Source organism: Pseudomonas muyukensis (assembly GCF_019139535.1).
GTDB lineage: Bacteria > Pseudomonadota > Gammaproteobacteria > Pseudomonadales > Pseudomonadaceae > Aquipseudomonas > Aquipseudomonas muyukensis.
Map to the genome: position 1 here is coordinate 4,614,911 of NZ_CP077073.1, position 14,644 is coordinate 4,629,554.

Here is a 14,644-nt window from a genome sequence, read left to right on the forward strand (position 1 = left end):
GCGGTCAGTGCTTGCGCGGCGCCAGGTAGCCGAGCCAACGGCGTTCGGCCAGCTTGAACAGGCGCACGAGGATGAAGGTCAGGCACAGGTAGAACACGCCCGCCGTGATATAGGCCTCGAAAGGCAGGTAGTACTGGGCGTTGACCGTGCGCGCGGCACCGGTGATGTCGATCAGGGTGACGATCGACGCCAGGCTGGTGGTCTGCAGCATCATGATCACTTCGTTGCTGTACTGCGGCAGCGCCCGGCGCAGCGCCGAGGGCAGCAGGATGCGGCGGTACATCTTCATGCGCGACATGCCGATGGCCTTGGCCGCCTCGATCTCGCCATGGGGCGTGGCCTTGAGGCTGCCGGCGATGATCTCGGCGGTATAGGCACTGGTGTTGACGGCAAAGGCCAGGCAGGCGCAGAAGGTCGCGCTGGACAGCCATGGCCACAGGAAGCTCTCGCGCACCGCCTCGAACTGGGCCAGGCCGTAGTAGATCAGGAACAGCTGCACCAGCATCGGCGTGCCGCGAATCACATAGGTGTACAGCCAGGCGCTCATGTTCACCAGCGGCTGCTTGGACACCCGCATCAGGCCCAGCGGGATGGCCGCCAGCAGACCGAAGAACAGCGACAGCGCCAGCAGCTTGAGGGTGGTCAGCAGCCCGCCGATGTACAGCGGCAGCGCCTCCCAGATCACGTTGTAGTCGAAGATCATAGTTCAGCCGCCTTGACGCCCACCGAGTAGCGCTTCTCGAGATACTTCAACGCCAGCAGCGAGACACTGGTCAGCACCAGGTACAACGCCGCCACCGCCAGGAAGAAGGTGAAGGGTTCGCGGGTGGCGTCGGCCGCCTGCTTGGCCTTGAACATCATGTCCTGCAGGCCGACCACGGAAATCAGCGCGGTCGCCTTGGTCAGCACCAGCCAGTTGTTGGTGAAGCCCGGGATCGCCAGGCGAATCATCTGCGGCACCATGATCCGGAAGAACACCTGCACGCCGCTCATGCCATAGGCGGCACCGGCCTCTGCCTGGCCCTTGGGAATACCCAGGAAAGCGCCGCGGAAGGTTTCCGACAGGTACGCGCCAAAGATGAAGCCCAGGGTGCCGATGCCGGCCACCAGCGGGTTCAGGTCGATGTAGTCGTCATAGCCGAGCAGCGGCGCCACCCGGTTGATGATGTCCTGGCCACCGTAGAAGATCAGCAGGATCAGGACCAGGTCGGGGATGCCACGGATCACCGTGGAATACAGATCCCCCAGCCAGGCCAGCCAGCGCACCGGCGACAAGCGCAGCGCCACGCCGATCAGGCCGAGGACGATGGCCAGGGCCATCGACGACAGGGCGAGCTGTAGCGTCAGCCACGCCCCGTCGAGGATGACTGCCCCATAGCCTTTCAACATGATTGGGATTCCTCAGGGCTTGGGAATGAAAAATGGTGCAAACCTCAGAGCTTCTGCTGTTTGCACCATTGCACAGGTGAAACGCGACGGATTACTTCGCGTCTGGACCGTAGATATCGAAGTTGAAGTACTTCTTCTCGATCTCTTTGTACTTGCCGTTGGCACGGATCGCGTCGATGGCCGCGTTGATGCGCTCGGCATTGGCCTTGTCACCCTTGCGCAGGGCGATACCGATACCGTCACCGAAGTACTTCGAATCGGTGAAGGCCGGGCCAACGAAGGCGAAGCCCTTGCCCGCGTCGGTTTTCAGGAAGCCGTCCTCGAGCAGGGTGGCGTCGGCCACGGTGCCGTCCAGGCGACCCGCGGCAACATCCAGGTAGATTTCGTTCTGGGTGCCGTAAGGCACGACAGTGGCGCCTTTGGCGGCCAGGACTTCCTTGGCGAAGCGATCGTGGATCGAGCCACGCTGCACGCCGATCTTCTTGCCCTTGAGTTCGTCCAGGCTGTCGCTGACGGCGGTGCCTTCCTTCATCACCAGGCGGGCTGGCGTCAGGTAGTAGCGCTTGGTGAAGTCGACCGACTTCTTGCGATCTTCAGTAATCGACATGGACGACAGGATGGCGTCGATCTTGCGCACCTTCAGCGCCGGGATCAGGCCGTCGAATTCCTGCTCGATCCAGGTGCACTTGGCCTTCATCTCTTCGCACAGGGCGTTGCCGATGTCGTAGTCGAAGCCGGCGATGCTGCCGTCGGGCTGCTTGAAGGCGAAGGGTGGGTAGGCGGCCTCGATACCGATCTTCAACGGCTTCTCATCGGCCTGCGAGACCAGGGAAAACACGGAAAGCGCCAGGGCGCCAAGCAGTGCGAGCTTCTTCATCAGGTAACTCCATCGGTACGGGGCAATACAAGGCAGTTGTAACGGCTGCCCGATATGCGAATGGTTACAACGCGAGCCGCGCAGGGTTCGACCAAGGTCGCAGACCACGAGCGAGTGAGTGGCATTTTAGCGACAGCCCGGTAGTCGATATTTCTTCAAAGCGACAACTAGTTACAGAAGCGCCTGGAACCGCGGCGGGCGATATTGACAGCTCCTGCAGATTATGCAAGAGCAAAAAAGAAATAACCCATACACAAAGCAATAAGCGGGCCCATTATTCGCAAACCCTTGTATTCCGGCAAGCGCAGCGTGCCTGGATGCAAGAAATGCTGTCAGAAACGCGGCTTTTTCGCACATGAATGTTTCTGGATGCCCCGGTTTTGTGCGAATGGGGTGACAACAGGGGTTACCGATGAATGTCGGCGTAACACCCTTTCAGTAAAGCAAAAACCCCGCCGGCTGCCCGGCGGGGTTTCAGTTGGCGAGCAGATCGCGGGGCAAGCCCGCGCCCACCGTGGGCGCAATCCCGCCCCACGACCGCGCTCAGGCCGACGCCAGGCTCATCGCCTTGTGGGTATCGATCAGGTGCTGCACCACGCCAGGGTCGGCCAGGGTCGAGATATCGCCCAGGGCGTCGTACTCGCCAGTGGCGATCTTGCGCAGGATCCGGCGCATGATCTTGCCCGAACGAGTCTTCGGCAGCCCCGGCGCCCACTGGATCACATCCGGCGAGGCGATCGGGCCGATCTCCTTGCGCACCCAGTTCTTCAACTCCAGGCGCAGTTGCTCGCTGGGCTCCTCACCGGCATTGAGGGTGACGTAGACATAGATGCCCTGCCCCTTGATGTCGTGTGGCACGCCTACCACCGCGGCCTCGGCGACCTTCGCATGGGCGACCATGGCGCTCTCGATCTCGGCGGTGCCCATGCGGTGGCCGGAGACGTTGAGCACATCGTCCACCCGGCCGGTGATCCAGTAGTAGCCATCCTCGTCGCGACGAGCGCCGTCACCGGTGAAGTACATGCCGCGGAAGGTCTTGAAGTAGGTGTCGACGAAGCGGTCATGATCGCCGTACAGCGAACGCGACTGGCCCGGCCAGGAATCGAGGATCACCAGGTTGCCTTCGGCGGCGCCCTCGATCAGGTTGCCCAGGTTGTCCACCAGCGCCGGCACCACGCCGAAGAACGGGCGGGTCGCCGAGCCCGGCTTGAGGCCAGTGGCCCCTGGCAGCGGGCTGATCAGGATGCCGCCGGTCTCGGTCTGCCACCAGGTGTCGACGATTGGGCAGCGCTCCTTGCCGACGGTCTTGTAGTACCAGTTCCAGGCTTCGGGGTTGATCGGCTCGCCCACCGAGCCCAGCAGGCGCAGGCTGGAGCCATCGGCACCGGCCACCGCTGCCTCGCCCTCGGCCATCATGGCGCGGATGGCGGTTGGCGCGGTGTAGAGAATATTGACCTTGTGCTTGTCGACGATCTTCGACACCCGGGTGATATCCGGGTAGTTCGGCACGCCCTCGAACAACAGCGTGGTAGCACCATTGGCCAGCGGGCCGTAGACGATGTAGCTGTGGCCGGTGACCCAGCCCACGTCGGCGGTGCACCAGTACACCTCGCCCGGGCGGTAGTCGAACACCCGCTCGTGGGTCAGCGCCGCGTACACCAGGTAACCGCCGGTGGTGTGCAGCACGCCCTTCGGCTTGCCGGTGGAGCCGGAGGTATAAAGGATGAACAGCGCCTCCTCGGCCCCCATCTCCTTGGGCGCGCAGTGGCTGGAGGCAACCTTCATCAGGTCTTCGAACCAGATGTCGCGGTGCTGGTGCCAGGCGATCTCGCCACCGGTGCGCTTGCACACGATGATCTTCTGCACGCTGTTGGTTTCGGGGTTGGTCAGGGCCAGGTCGACATTGGCCTTGAGCGGGGTACGCCGGCCGCCACGCAAGCCTTCGTCGGCGGTGATCACCACCTTGGACTTGCAATCGATGATGCGCCCGGCCAGGGCCTCTGGCGAGAAGCCGCCGAACACCACCGAGTGGATCGCGCCGATACGGGCACAGGCCAGCATGGCGACCACGGCCTCGGGGATCATCGGCATGTAGATGGTGACCACGTCGCCGCGGTGCACGTCCTGGCCACGCAGGGCGTTGGCGAACTTGCAGACCTGCTCGTGGAGCTCGCGATAGGTGATGTTGCGGTGCTCGGAAGGGTCGTCGCCCTCCCAGATGATCGCCAACTGGTCGCCGCGCGTTTCGAGGTGGCGGTCCAGGCAGTTGTAGGAGACGTTCAGAGTGCCATCGGCGAACCACTTGATATCGACATGGTGGTCGTCGAACGAGGTCTGCTTGACCTTGGTGAAAGGCTTGATCCAGTCCAGACGCTGGGCCTGCTCGCGCCAGAAGCCGTCCGGGTTGATCACCGATTGCTGGTACATGGCCTTGTAGGTGGCCTCGTCGGTCAGGGTACTGGCCGCAACCTCGGGACGAACGGGATACAGTGGAGCCGCACTCATCTGTGTTACCTCGGTGTAATAGTTGTTTTTGTATGGAACCGTTTGTAACTGTACCAGAGCGGCAAACACCATTCGACGTTGGTAGTAACGCGCCGCCCCGGCCACTCGGTGCTTTTGCGCAACCGCTCTAACCCATGGCATTCAGCCACTTCAGGCAAAAAAAACCGCGCAGCGCCGAGGGATTGTTACAGATTCTGTCAAAAGACTTTATCAAAACCCGCTCTGTTTCAGCCCAGGCCAGCCTCCTAGAATTCACCTCGCCAGCAACGGCAACGCGATTAACTTGGTAACAGCCCCCACGAAGGCAACGTTAATCCGCACTTCATCCTGATAGTTGAAACTTGCTGTACTCGCGGCGCCATCAGCGCCGCGTGCCCCCTCACGACCTTAGATAGGTAAATTGAAAATGAAAGCTTTACTGGTATTGGTACTTGGCAGTCTTTGCGGCGCGGCACTTGCCGGCGAGGCAAACAATGCCGAGCAGATTCCGGTTGAACAGTACAGTTATTCGCAGCACCTGGACATCGCCCGCGTTATTTCCATGAGCGAAGTACCCAATGTTTGCGAAGTTGTACCGGCACGCATGACCTACGAAGACTCCAAGGGTCAGAAGCACATTCTCGAATACCGCGTGATGGGCAACGGCTGCTCCAACGGCTAAGGCCACAGACTCAGCACAAGGCCAGGCCGCTGCGCCCCGACCGCGCCACGCGCGATCCTGCAGGAGCGGCCTTGCCGAGGCGCCGGACCGGTCGCAAAGGGCTGCGCAGCGGCCCCTGCATGTCGATACTTACAGATATCGCAGGGGGCCACGTTGCGGCCCTTTCGCGACACGAGGCCGCTCCTACAGGGGCAGGCGATACCTGCCGAATAAATTCACTCCGCCGACTTGCCCAGCGCATACTCACGCAACTTGTTGGCGATCGTCGTGTGCGACACCCCCAGGCGTTTACCCAACGCGCGACTACTTGGATATTCGCCTAGCAAACTTTCCAATACCGCACGCTCAAAACGCCCGACAATTTGCGAAAGATCACCGTCCAGTGAAAAATCGCCCAAGGGCTGGCGCACGCCATAGTCTGGCAAACGAATATGCTCGCTCTTTACAACACCGCCTTCACATAACGACACCGCCTGGAACAATACGTTTTCCAGTTGCCGCACGTTGCCCGGCCAATGGTACTGGCCCAACTTGTCCATCGCCGCGGCGGCCAGGCGTGGCATCGGGCAACCGATCTGCCGGCTGGCCTGGTCGAGGAAGTGCTGCACCAGCCCTTCCAGGCCATCCATGCATTCGCGCAGTGGCGGAATGTGCAGCGACAGCACGTTGAGCCGGTGGTACAGGTCCTGGCGGAACTCGCCGCGCGCGCACAGCTCGGACAGGTCGACCTGGGTCGCGCAGATCACCCGCACATCCAGGTACACCTCTTCGTCGCTGCCAACCCGGCGGAAGCAACCGTCCTGCAAGAAGCGCAACAACTTGACCTGCAAGCGCGGGCTCATCTCCCCCACCCCATCGAGGAACAGCGTGCCGCCGGCCGTCAGTTCCAACAAGCCAAGCTTGCCCTCGGCCCGCGCACCTTCGAACGCCCCCGGCCCATAGCCGAACAGTTCGGTCTCGGCCATCGACTCGGGCAGGCCGGCGCAATTGAGCGCCATCAACGGCGCCTGGCCGCGCGGGCTGGCCAGGTGGCAGGCACGCGCCAGCAACTCCTTGCCAGTGCCGGTTTCGCCCTCGATCAGCAGCGGCGCATCCAGTGGCGCCATGCGCCGCGCCTCGCGCACCACCGCGGCCATCACCTTCGAGCTCTGGAAGATGCTGTCGAAGCCACGCAACTCCTGCTTGCGCACGTTGTAGATCCGCTCGCCGATACGGTCGGCACGGTGCAGGGTCAACACCGCGCCAGCCAGGGCCTCGCTCTCGTCGTGCTCCGATTGCAGCGGCGCGATATCGGCCAGGAACACATCGCCCTTGACCTTGATGCGCAGGCCGTTGATCCGCGATTTGTTGGCGCGCACCAGCTCCGGCAGGTCGAAGTCCTCGACATAGCGCGACAGCGGGATCCCCGGCACTTCGTCGACCCGCACCCCAAGCAACTGGGCCGCGCCGCGGTTGCCGGCGACGATGCTGCCGCCCATGTCGATCGACAGCACCGGGAAATCCAGCGCCCCAAGCAACGCATTGAGCTCCATGTGCCGGCGCTCGCTGGGCATCAGCCCGACACGCTTGACCCCGAACACCCCGGCGATGGACTCGAACTTGGGCCGCAGTGCCTGGAACTGCAGGTTGATCAGGTTCGGGCAGTGCAGGTAGATGGCGTTGCCGTGGTCGCCGCCGACCTCGCCACGCAGCACGTTGATGCCGTACTCCACCAGCAGGTTGAGGATGTCGCGCAGGATGCCGATACGGTTCTGGCAATGCACTTTGATACGCATGGGAGCTCTCGAAGCGGGCAGGAATTTATTCGGCCCGCGGAAAAGTCGTAAAGATAAGCTGACAAAATCGCCTTGAAGGCCAGCCGGATGAGCGCCATTTTCCGGGATCAGCGCATTTTTGTAAAATTATCGTTACAAAAACCCTGCAAACGGATATCGACATGACAGTCAAACACCCGTGCAAAGCGCCAAGGACGGAGTTATCACTAAGGGTACGCCCTGAACATAACAAGAATGTCCTCCCAGGAGAGCCACATGAAACAGACGCAATACGTGGCCCGTGAGCCCGATGCGCACGGCTTCATCGACTACCCGCAGCAAGAGCATGCGGTGTGGAACACCCTGATCACCCGCCAGCTGAAAGTCATCGAAGGCCGGGCCTGTCAGGAGTACCTGGACGGCATCGAGCAGCTCAAGCTGCCCCATGACCGGATTCCGCAACTGGGCGAGATCAACAAGGTGCTGGGCGCCACCACTGGCTGGCAAGTCGCCCGGGTACCGGCACTGATCCCCTTCCAGACCTTCTTCGAACTGCTGGCCAGCAAGCGCTTCCCGGTCGCCACCTTCATCCGCACCCCGCAAGAGCTGGACTACCTGCAAGAGCCCGACATCTTCCACGAGATCTTCGGCCACTGCCCGCTACTGACCAACCCGTGGTTCGCCGAATTCACCCACACCTACGGCAAGCTCGGCCTGGCCGCGACCAAGGAACAGCGCGTGTACCTGGCGCGCCTGTACTGGATGACCATCGAGTTCGGCCTGATGGAAACCGCCCAGGGCCGCAAGATCTACGGCGGCGGCATCCTCTCCTCGCCCAAGGAGACCGTCTACAGTCTTTCCGGCGAGCCCGAGCACCAGGCCTTCGACCCGATCGAAGCCATGCGTACGCCGTATCGCATCGATATCCTGCAGCCCCTGTACTTCGTCCTGCCGAACATGAAGCGCCTGTTCGACCTGGCCCACGAAGACATCATGGGCATGGTCCACCAGGCCATGCAGTTGGGCCTGCACGCACCGAAGTTTCCACCCAAGGCGGCTGCCTGAGCCGCCCTGTCGATAACAACTCCAAACGGAAAACACCCATGAATGCCTTGAACCAAGCCCACTGCGAAGCCTGCCGCGCCGATGCGCCAAAAGTCACCGACGAGGAACTGGCGGTACTGATCCGCGAGATCCCGGACTGGAACATCGAGGTGCGCGACGGCCACATGGAACTCGAGCGCGTGTTCCTGTTCAAGAACTTCAAGCACGCCCTGGCCTTCACCAACGCCATCGGCGAGATCGCCGAGGCCGAAGGCCACCACCCGGGCCTGCTGACCGAGTGGGGCAAGGTCACCGTGACCTGGTGGAGCCACTCGATCAAGGGCCTGCACCGCAACGACTTCATCATGTGCGCACGCACCGACGAGGTCGCCAAGACCGCCGAAGGGCGCAAGTGATGCACTTCGCGGCCATCGGCCGGGTCCCCGGCGACCCGATCCTCGGCCTGATGGAGGCCTACGCCCGCGACGCCAACCCAGCCAAGTTCGACCTGGGCGTCGGCGTGTTCAAGGACGCCCAGGGCCTGACGCCGATTCCCGCGGCGGTCAAGCAGGCCGAGCAACGCCTGGTCGAGCGCCAGGCCAGCAAGAGCTACGTCGGCGGCCATGGCGACGCGGCCTTCGGCCGCCTGGTCAGCGAACTGGTACTGGGCAGCGCTTCGCCGCTGCTCGCCACCCAGCGCGCCGGCGCCACCCAGACCCCGGGCGGCACCGGCGCCCTGCGCCTGGCGGCGGAGTTCATCGCCAACTGCCTGCCAGGCCGTGGCCTGTGGCTGAGCGACCCGACCTGGCCAATCCACGAGACGATCTTTGCCGGGGCCGGCTTGCAGGTGTCGCACTACCCCTATGTGGGCGCCGACAACCGCCTGGATGTCACCGGCATGCTCGCCGCCCTGGAGCAGGCGCCGCAAGGCGACGTGGTGTTGCTGCACGCCTGCTGCCACAACCCCACTGGCTTCGACCTCGGCCAGGACCACTGGCGCGCGGTGCTGGAGATCGTCAAGCGGCGCAACCTGCTGCCACTGATCGACTTCGCCTACCAGGGCTTCGGCGATGGCCTGGAGCAAGACGCCTGGGCGGTGCGGCTGTTCGCCGCCGAACTGCCGGAGCTGCTGATCACCAGTTCATGCTCGAAGAACTTCGGCCTGTACCGCGACCGCACCGGCGCCCTGCTGGTGTGCTGCCACGACAGCGAAAAGCTGCAGGACGTGCGCAGCCAACTGGCCCTGCTCGCCCGCAACCTGTGGTCGACGCCGCCAGACCACGGCGCTGCGGTGGTCGCCGAGATCCTCGGCGATCCGGCGCTCAAGGCGCTGTGGGTCGAAGAGGTCGACGCCATGCGCCAGCGCATCGCCGAACTGCGCCTGGGGCTGGTCGAGGCCCTGGCGCCCCACGGCCTGGCCGAGCGCTTCGCGCACATCGGCGCGCAACGCGGCATGTTCTCCTACACCGGGCTGAACCCGGAGCAGGTGCGCCAGCTGCGTGAGCGGCACAGCGTGTACATGGTCGGCACTGGCCGGGCGAACATCGCCGGGGCCGATGCCCAGCGCCTGGAGCAGCTGGCCGCGGCCATCGCCGACGTCTGCCGCTGAAACCCGGTCGACCCGGCGTGGCGGTGGGCGTGCCCCGCGATAGCACTATCGTGGGGCAGGCCCACCCACACGCCGCCCCCCCCCCTGACACGCCTGCTGGCCGATAGCCGCCCGGAAAAACCGATAAGCGCGGCGGAAAATTCTCAAACTGTCATCCAGACTGCTGTATCCTGCCCCAGCTTTTCGAAGCCTCACACGCGCCATGGCGCCGCCTTTTCACTCACACTTGCGAGGAACGACGAGATGCATGAAATCCCGAATCTTCCCTTCCCAAGCCTGAACCCCGAAGAGCAATCCGTTGCCGCCCACGCCGAACCGACGCCCGCCGTCGAACAGGACGGTGACGATCAATCCAGCGCCGACCAGGAATAACCCGCGCACCATCCGACAGTGTGAAAACGGCTGACCTGCGGGAGCTTCCCCGTCATCACGTTTTCACACCGTCCAGAAGCCACTACCCGCCGAAGGCCCTCATGCCCGATTCACCGCGCCCCCTTGCGGTCACCCTGCAAGTCGTCTCCATCGTCCTCTTCACCTTCATCGGCTACCTGAACATCGGCATCCCCCTGGCCGTGCTGCCCGGCTACGTGCACAACGACCTGGGCTTCAGCGCCGTGGTCGCCGGCCTGGTGATCAGCGTCCAATACCTGGCCACCTTGCTCAGCCGCCCCACCGCCAGCCGCATCATCGACAACCTGGGCAGCAAGCGGGCGGTGATGTGGGGCCTGGCCGGCTGCGGCCTGAGCGGCGTGTTCATGCTGGCCTGCCACTTCCTCACGCCCTGGCCCTGGCTGAGCCTTGCCTGCCTGCTGGTCGGACGGCTGGTGCTGGGCAGCGCGGAAAGCCTGGTGGGCTCGGGCTCGATCGGCTGGGGCATTGGCCGGGTCGGCGCGCAGAACACGGCCAAGGTGATCTCCTGGAACGGTATCGCCAGCTACGGCGCCCTGGCCATCGGCGCGCCCCTGGGGGTGCTGATGGTCAAGAGCCTGGGGCTGTGGAGCATGGGTGCGAGCATCATCCTGCTCGGCGTGCTCGGCCTGCTGCTGGCCTGGCCCAAGCGCGCCGCAGCAGTGGTCGCCGGGGTGCGCCTGCCGTTCCTGCGGGTGCTGGGCAAGGTGTTCCCCCATGGTTGCGGGCTGGCACTGGGCTCGATCGGTTTCGGCACCATCGCCACCTTCATCACCCTGTACTACGCCAGCCGTGCCTGGCCCAACGCCGCACTCACCCTGAGCCTGTTCGGCGCCAGTTTCATCTGCGCACGGTTGCTGTTCGGCAACCTGATCAACCGCATTGGCGGTTTTCGCGTGGCGATCGCTTGCCTGTCGGTGGAAACCCTGGGGCTGCTGATGCTATGGCTGGCCCCCAACGCGGGGCTGGCCCTGGCGGGCGCGGCGTTGAGCGGGTTCGGATTCTCGCTGGTGTTCCCGGCGCTCGGGGTAGAGGCGGTGAACCAGGTGTCGGCGGCCAACCGCGGCGCGGCGGTGGGCGCGTATTCGTTGTTCATCGACCTGTCGCTGGGGATCACCGGGCCCCTGGTGGGCGCCGTGGCGGCGGGCTTCGGCTTTGCCTCGATGTTCCTGTTCGCGGCGGCGGCAGCGGGATGCGGGCTGATACTGTGCCTGTACCTGTACCGCCAGGCGCAAGGCTTGCGCAGGGCCTGAACCCATTCACCGGCAAGCCGGCTCCTATGCAGGAGCCGGCTTGCCGGCGAACCCGCCGTCAACGCTGTACGTATTGCAGCACCACCTCCAGCGGATGGCGCAACTGCTTTTCGGTCATGCGCTTGACCTGGCTACGGCACGAATAACCGGTCGCCAGCGCCTCCCCGCTCTTGTCCAGCTTGCTCGCCCAGGACTGCTCGAAAATGGTCTTCGAGGTCGCCTGGTTGCGCGCCTCGTGCCCATAGGTGCCGGACATGCCGCAGCAACCGGTGGCCTCGGTGACCAGCTTCAGGCCCAGGCGCGCGAACACCTGCTCCCACTGCCGGGTACTCGCAGGCACATTGGTCTTCTCGGTGCAGTGGGCCATCAGGCGGAACGGGCCGGCGTTGACTGCGGCTTGCTCGGGCAGCACCTCCATCAGCCACTCCTGGGGCAGCAGTACCTGCGGGCAACCGTCCAGCCCCTCGACCTTCTGGTACTCCTGGCGATAGACCAGGGTCATCGCCGGGTCCAGCCCCACCAGCGGCACGCCGCAATCGGCCAGGGCCTTGAGTTGGGTCGCGTTGCGGATCGCCGCCTTGGCGAAGGCGCCAAGGAACCCCTGTACATGCAGCGGCTTGCCATTGGCGCTGTACGGGGCAAGGAAGACCTTGTGCCCCAGGCGATGGGCCAGCTCGATGAACGCGGCCAGCAGTGGCGTTTCGAAGTAACGGGTGAAGGCGTCCTGCACCAGCACGATGCTGCGTTCGCGCTGCGCCGGGGTCAGCTCGCGCAGGGCCGGTACGCTGGCCACCTGGACCCGGCAACGCGTCAGGGTGGACTGGAAGTTGAAGCGGCTGATCAGTGGGCTGTCGACCATGCCGACCCGCTCAGCCAGCAAGCGGCTCACCCACTTCGAGCCCATCACCGCGTTGTACAGCCCCGGCGCATGGGCCAGGTAAGGGATGCTGAACTCCAGCGAGCCGATCAGGTAGTCGCGCAGCGGGCGCTGGTAACGGCCGTGGTACAGCTCAAGGAAGCGCGAACGGAAATCCGGCACATTGACCTTGATCGGGCACTGCCCCGCGCACGACTTGCACGCCAGGCAGCCGGCCATGGCGTCGTACACCTCATGGGAGAAGTCTGCCTGCCCTCGCTGTTGCGCCCGGCTGTTGCGCAGCCTGGCAGGCAGCCCCTTGAGCCAGGAAGCCCGGCGCTGGGCGGCGGCAAGCACGTCGATATTGGCCTCGCCCTGCAGGCGCAGCCATTCACGGATCAGCGAGGCACGGCCCTTGGGCGAGTGCTGGCGTTCGCGGGTCGCCTTCCACGATGGGCACATGGCATCGTTAGGGTCGTAGTTGTAGCAGGCGCCATTGCCATTGCAGTACACGGCGCTGGCGAAGTCCTGCCACACCCGCTCGTCGATGGTGCGGTCGAGGTCGCCGCGCAAGGTCACGCCGTCCACCGCAGTCAGGCCCTCGGCACTGTCAGGCGGGGTGCAGATCTTGCCAGGGTTGAGCTGGTTGTGCGGGTCGAAGGCGCCTTTCAGGCGTTGCAACGCCGGGTACAGCTCGCCGAAGTATTCCGGCACGTATTCCGAGCGCAGCCCCTTGCCGTGCTCACCCCACAGCAGGCCGCCGTAGCGTTTGGTCAGCGCCGCCACGGCATCGGAGATCGGCTTGACCAGCGCCGCCTGGGCCGGGTCCTTCATGTCCAGGGCCGGGCGCACGTGCAACACGCCGGCATCGACATGGCCAAACATGCCGTAGGCCAGGCCGTAACCGTCGAGCAAGGCGCGGAAGTCGGCGATGTAGTCAGCCAGTTGCTCTGGCGGCACCGCCGTGTCCTCGACGAAGGGTTGCGGCCGCACCTCGCCCTCGACGTTGCCCAGCAGCCCCACCGAGCGCTTGCGCATGGTGTAGACGCGGGTCACGGCCTCGGCACCTTCGGCCAGGGTATGGCCCAGGCGCTCGACGCTGGTGTCGCGCTGCAGATGATCGATGAAGGCCTGCACCCGGGCGTTGACCTCGGCCGGTTCGTCGCCGCAGAACTCCACCAGGTTGATGCCCAGGGTCGGCCGTCCGGGGTCGGCGGGGAAGTATTCGGCGACGCTGTGCCAGACAATGTCCTGCATCGCCAGCATCAGCACCTTGGAATCCACCGTCTCGATCGACAGCGGCTTGAGCGCCATCAGCGCATTGGCATCGCGCAGGGCATCCATGAAGCTGGTGTAACGCACATTGACCAGCACCGCATACTTGGGGATCGGCAGCACATTGAGCTTGGCCTCGACCAGGTACCCCAGCGAGCCCTCGGCGCCACACAGCACACTGTTGAGGTTGAAACGGCCCTGCTCGTCGCGCAGGTGCGCCAGGTCGTAGCCGGTCAGGCAGCGGTTGAGCTTGGGGAAGGTGCTTTCGATCAGTTCGCCCTGGGTCTGCTGGATCTCGCGGGCCATGCGGTACACCGCACCGGCCCGGCCCGGCGCGGCACAGGCCTGCTCCAGCGCCGCATCGTCGAGCGCCAGGCTGTGCAGGCGCTCGCCACCGAGCAGCACGCTGTGCAGCTCGAGCACGTGATCGCGGGTCTTGCCGTAGGTGCAACTGCCCTGGCCGCTGGCGTCGGTGTTGATCATGCCGCCTACGGTTGCGCGGTTGGAGGTGGACAGTTCCGGGGCGAAGAACAGCCCGTGGGGCTTGAGCGCGGCGTTGAGCTGGTCCTTGACCACCCCGGCCTGGACCCGTACCCAGCGCTGCTCGAGGTTGATTTCGAGGATGTTGTTCATGTGCCGCGACAGGTCGACGACAATGCCGTCGGTCAGCGACTGGCCATTGGTGCCGGTGCCACCGCCGCGCGGGGTGAGCTTGATGTCACGAAAGCGCGTCTCGGCCATCAGCGTGGCGACCCGCGCCACATCCTCGGCATCCAGCGGGAACACCGCTGCCTGGGGCAGGCGCTGGTAGATCGAGTTGTCGGTGGCCAGCACCGTGCGGGTGCCGTAGTCGGCGCTGATCTGGCCACGGAAGCCGCTGAGCTTCAGGGCTTCGAGGAATTCGGGGTACTGGGCGGCAGGCGCGCGGGGCGGCAGCTGGGCGATCATCGAAGGATGGCCTCTATTCGATATTGGCTAATTCACGAGATGTTGCGTTTCCTGCAACTACGGTA

The 14,644-nt window shown here is 64.3% G+C and carries 12 protein-coding genes; 6 read left to right on the forward strand and 6 right to left on the reverse strand.

Features of this window, described 5'->3' with window-relative positions; translation table 11 throughout:
* Positions 1–4: 4 nt before the first annotated feature.
* The 4 genes from KSS95_RS20340 to acs all read right to left on the reverse strand — a co-directional run bounded on the left by KSS95_RS20340 (position 5) and on the right by acs (position 4,771).
* A complete protein-coding gene (locus KSS95_RS20340) occupies positions 5–703 on the reverse strand; it encodes an ABC transporter permease (RefSeq protein ID WP_134690911.1) in 699 nt (232 codons plus the stop codon).
* Positions 700–1,389, reverse strand: a complete 690-nt coding sequence (locus KSS95_RS20345) for an ABC transporter permease (protein WP_028691070.1) — start codon at positions 1,387–1,389, stop codon at positions 700–702. The genes KSS95_RS20340 and KSS95_RS20345 overlap by 4 nt, the downstream gene beginning before the upstream one ends.
* Before the next feature lie 91 nt (positions 1,390–1,480).
* Positions 1,481–2,266, reverse strand: coding sequence for an ABC transporter substrate-binding protein (locus KSS95_RS20350; RefSeq protein ID WP_217849100.1), 786 nt, complete (start codon positions 2,264–2,266; stop codon positions 1,481–1,483).
* Positions 2,267–2,809: 543 nt separating this feature from the next.
* Positions 2,810–4,771: an acetate--CoA ligase gene (gene acs / locus KSS95_RS20355; RefSeq protein ID WP_217849102.1), complete on the reverse strand. Its 1,962-nt coding sequence runs from the start codon at positions 4,769–4,771 to the stop codon at positions 2,810–2,812.
* Between the two features lie 406 nt (positions 4,772–5,177).
* Here acs and KSS95_RS20360 point away from each other — a divergent pair, with 406 nt between their 5' ends.
* Positions 5,178–5,432 carry a DUF2790 domain-containing protein gene (locus KSS95_RS20360; protein ID WP_134690915.1) on the forward strand — a complete coding sequence of 85 codons (255 nt, stop codon included), beginning with the start codon at positions 5,178–5,180 and terminating at the stop codon, positions 5,430–5,432.
* Between the two features lie 215 nt (positions 5,433–5,647).
* On the opposite strand, the gene KSS95_RS20365 is transcribed toward KSS95_RS20360, so the two are convergent.
* On the reverse strand, positions 5,648–7,207 hold the full coding sequence (locus KSS95_RS20365; protein ID WP_217849104.1) for a sigma-54-dependent transcriptional regulator: 1,560 nt from the start codon (positions 7,205–7,207) through the stop codon (positions 5,648–5,650).
* Between the two features lie 255 nt (positions 7,208–7,462).
* Between KSS95_RS20365 and phhA the strand changes: the two genes are divergently transcribed.
* The 5 genes from phhA (at position 7,463) to KSS95_RS20385 (ending at position 11,500) form a co-directional block, all read left to right on the forward strand.
* On the forward strand, positions 7,463–8,251 hold the full coding sequence (phhA, locus tag KSS95_RS20370; RefSeq protein WP_217849106.1) for a phenylalanine 4-monooxygenase: 789 nt from the start codon (positions 7,463–7,465) through the stop codon (positions 8,249–8,251).
* A 38-nt stretch (positions 8,252–8,289) separates the two neighbouring features.
* A complete protein-coding gene (locus KSS95_RS20375; protein ID WP_062574779.1) occupies positions 8,290–8,646 on the forward strand; it encodes a 4a-hydroxytetrahydrobiopterin dehydratase in 357 nt (118 codons plus the stop codon).
* A complete protein-coding gene (locus tag KSS95_RS20380; RefSeq protein WP_217849108.1) occupies positions 8,643–9,839 on the forward strand; it encodes an amino acid aminotransferase in 1,197 nt (398 codons plus the stop codon). Before KSS95_RS20375 ends, KSS95_RS20380 begins: the two co-directional genes overlap by 4 nt.
* 243 nt (positions 9,840–10,082) lie before the next feature.
* Positions 10,083–10,211: a hypothetical protein gene (locus tag KSS95_RS24650; protein ID WP_263974800.1), complete on the forward strand. Its 129-nt coding sequence runs from the start codon at positions 10,083–10,085 to the stop codon at positions 10,209–10,211.
* A gap of 101 nt (positions 10,212–10,312) precedes the next feature.
* Positions 10,313–11,500 (forward strand): MFS transporter, encoded by a 1,188-nt coding sequence (locus KSS95_RS20385; protein WP_217849110.1) that lies wholly within the window; start codon positions 10,313–10,315, stop codon positions 11,498–11,500.
* 58 nt (positions 11,501–11,558) lie between these two features.
* Here KSS95_RS20385 and ydiJ read toward each other — a convergent pair whose 3' ends face one another.
* On the reverse strand, positions 11,559–14,579 hold the full coding sequence (ydiJ, locus tag KSS95_RS20390; protein WP_217849112.1) for a D-2-hydroxyglutarate dehydrogenase YdiJ: 3,021 nt from the start codon (positions 14,577–14,579) through the stop codon (positions 11,559–11,561).
* Positions 14,580–14,644 lie beyond the last annotated feature (65 nt).

Coding starts and splice junctions, on each gene's coding strand:
- acs (WP_217849102.1), bottom strand. CDS start 4,771: ATGAGTGCGGCTCCACTGTATCCCGTTCGTCCCGAGGTTGCGGCCAGT.
- KSS95_RS20385 (WP_217849110.1), top strand. CDS start 10,313: ATGCCCGATTCACCGCGCCCCCTTGCGGTCACCCTGCAAGTCGTCTCC.
- KSS95_RS24650 (WP_263974800.1), top strand. CDS start 10,083: ATGCATGAAATCCCGAATCTTCCCTTCCCAAGCCTGAACCCCGAAGAG.
- KSS95_RS20365 (WP_217849104.1), bottom strand. CDS start 7,207: ATGCGTATCAAAGTGCATTGCCAGAACCGTATCGGCATCCTGCGCGAC.
- ydiJ (WP_217849112.1), bottom strand. CDS start 14,579: ATGATCGCCCAGCTGCCGCCCCGCGCGCCTGCCGCCCAGTACCCCGAA.
- KSS95_RS20340 (WP_134690911.1), bottom strand. CDS start 703: ATGATCTTCGACTACAACGTGATCTGGGAGGCGCTGCCGCTGTACATC.
- KSS95_RS20350 (WP_217849100.1), bottom strand. CDS start 2,266: ATGAAGAAGCTCGCACTGCTTGGCGCCCTGGCGCTTTCCGTGTTTTCC.
- KSS95_RS20360 (WP_134690915.1), top strand. CDS start 5,178: ATGAAAGCTTTACTGGTATTGGTACTTGGCAGTCTTTGCGGCGCGGCA.
- KSS95_RS20345 (WP_028691070.1), bottom strand. CDS start 1,389: ATGTTGAAAGGCTATGGGGCAGTCATCCTCGACGGGGCGTGGCTGACG.
- phhA (WP_217849106.1), top strand. CDS start 7,463: ATGAAACAGACGCAATACGTGGCCCGTGAGCCCGATGCGCACGGCTTC.
- KSS95_RS20375 (WP_062574779.1), top strand. CDS start 8,290: ATGAATGCCTTGAACCAAGCCCACTGCGAAGCCTGCCGCGCCGATGCG.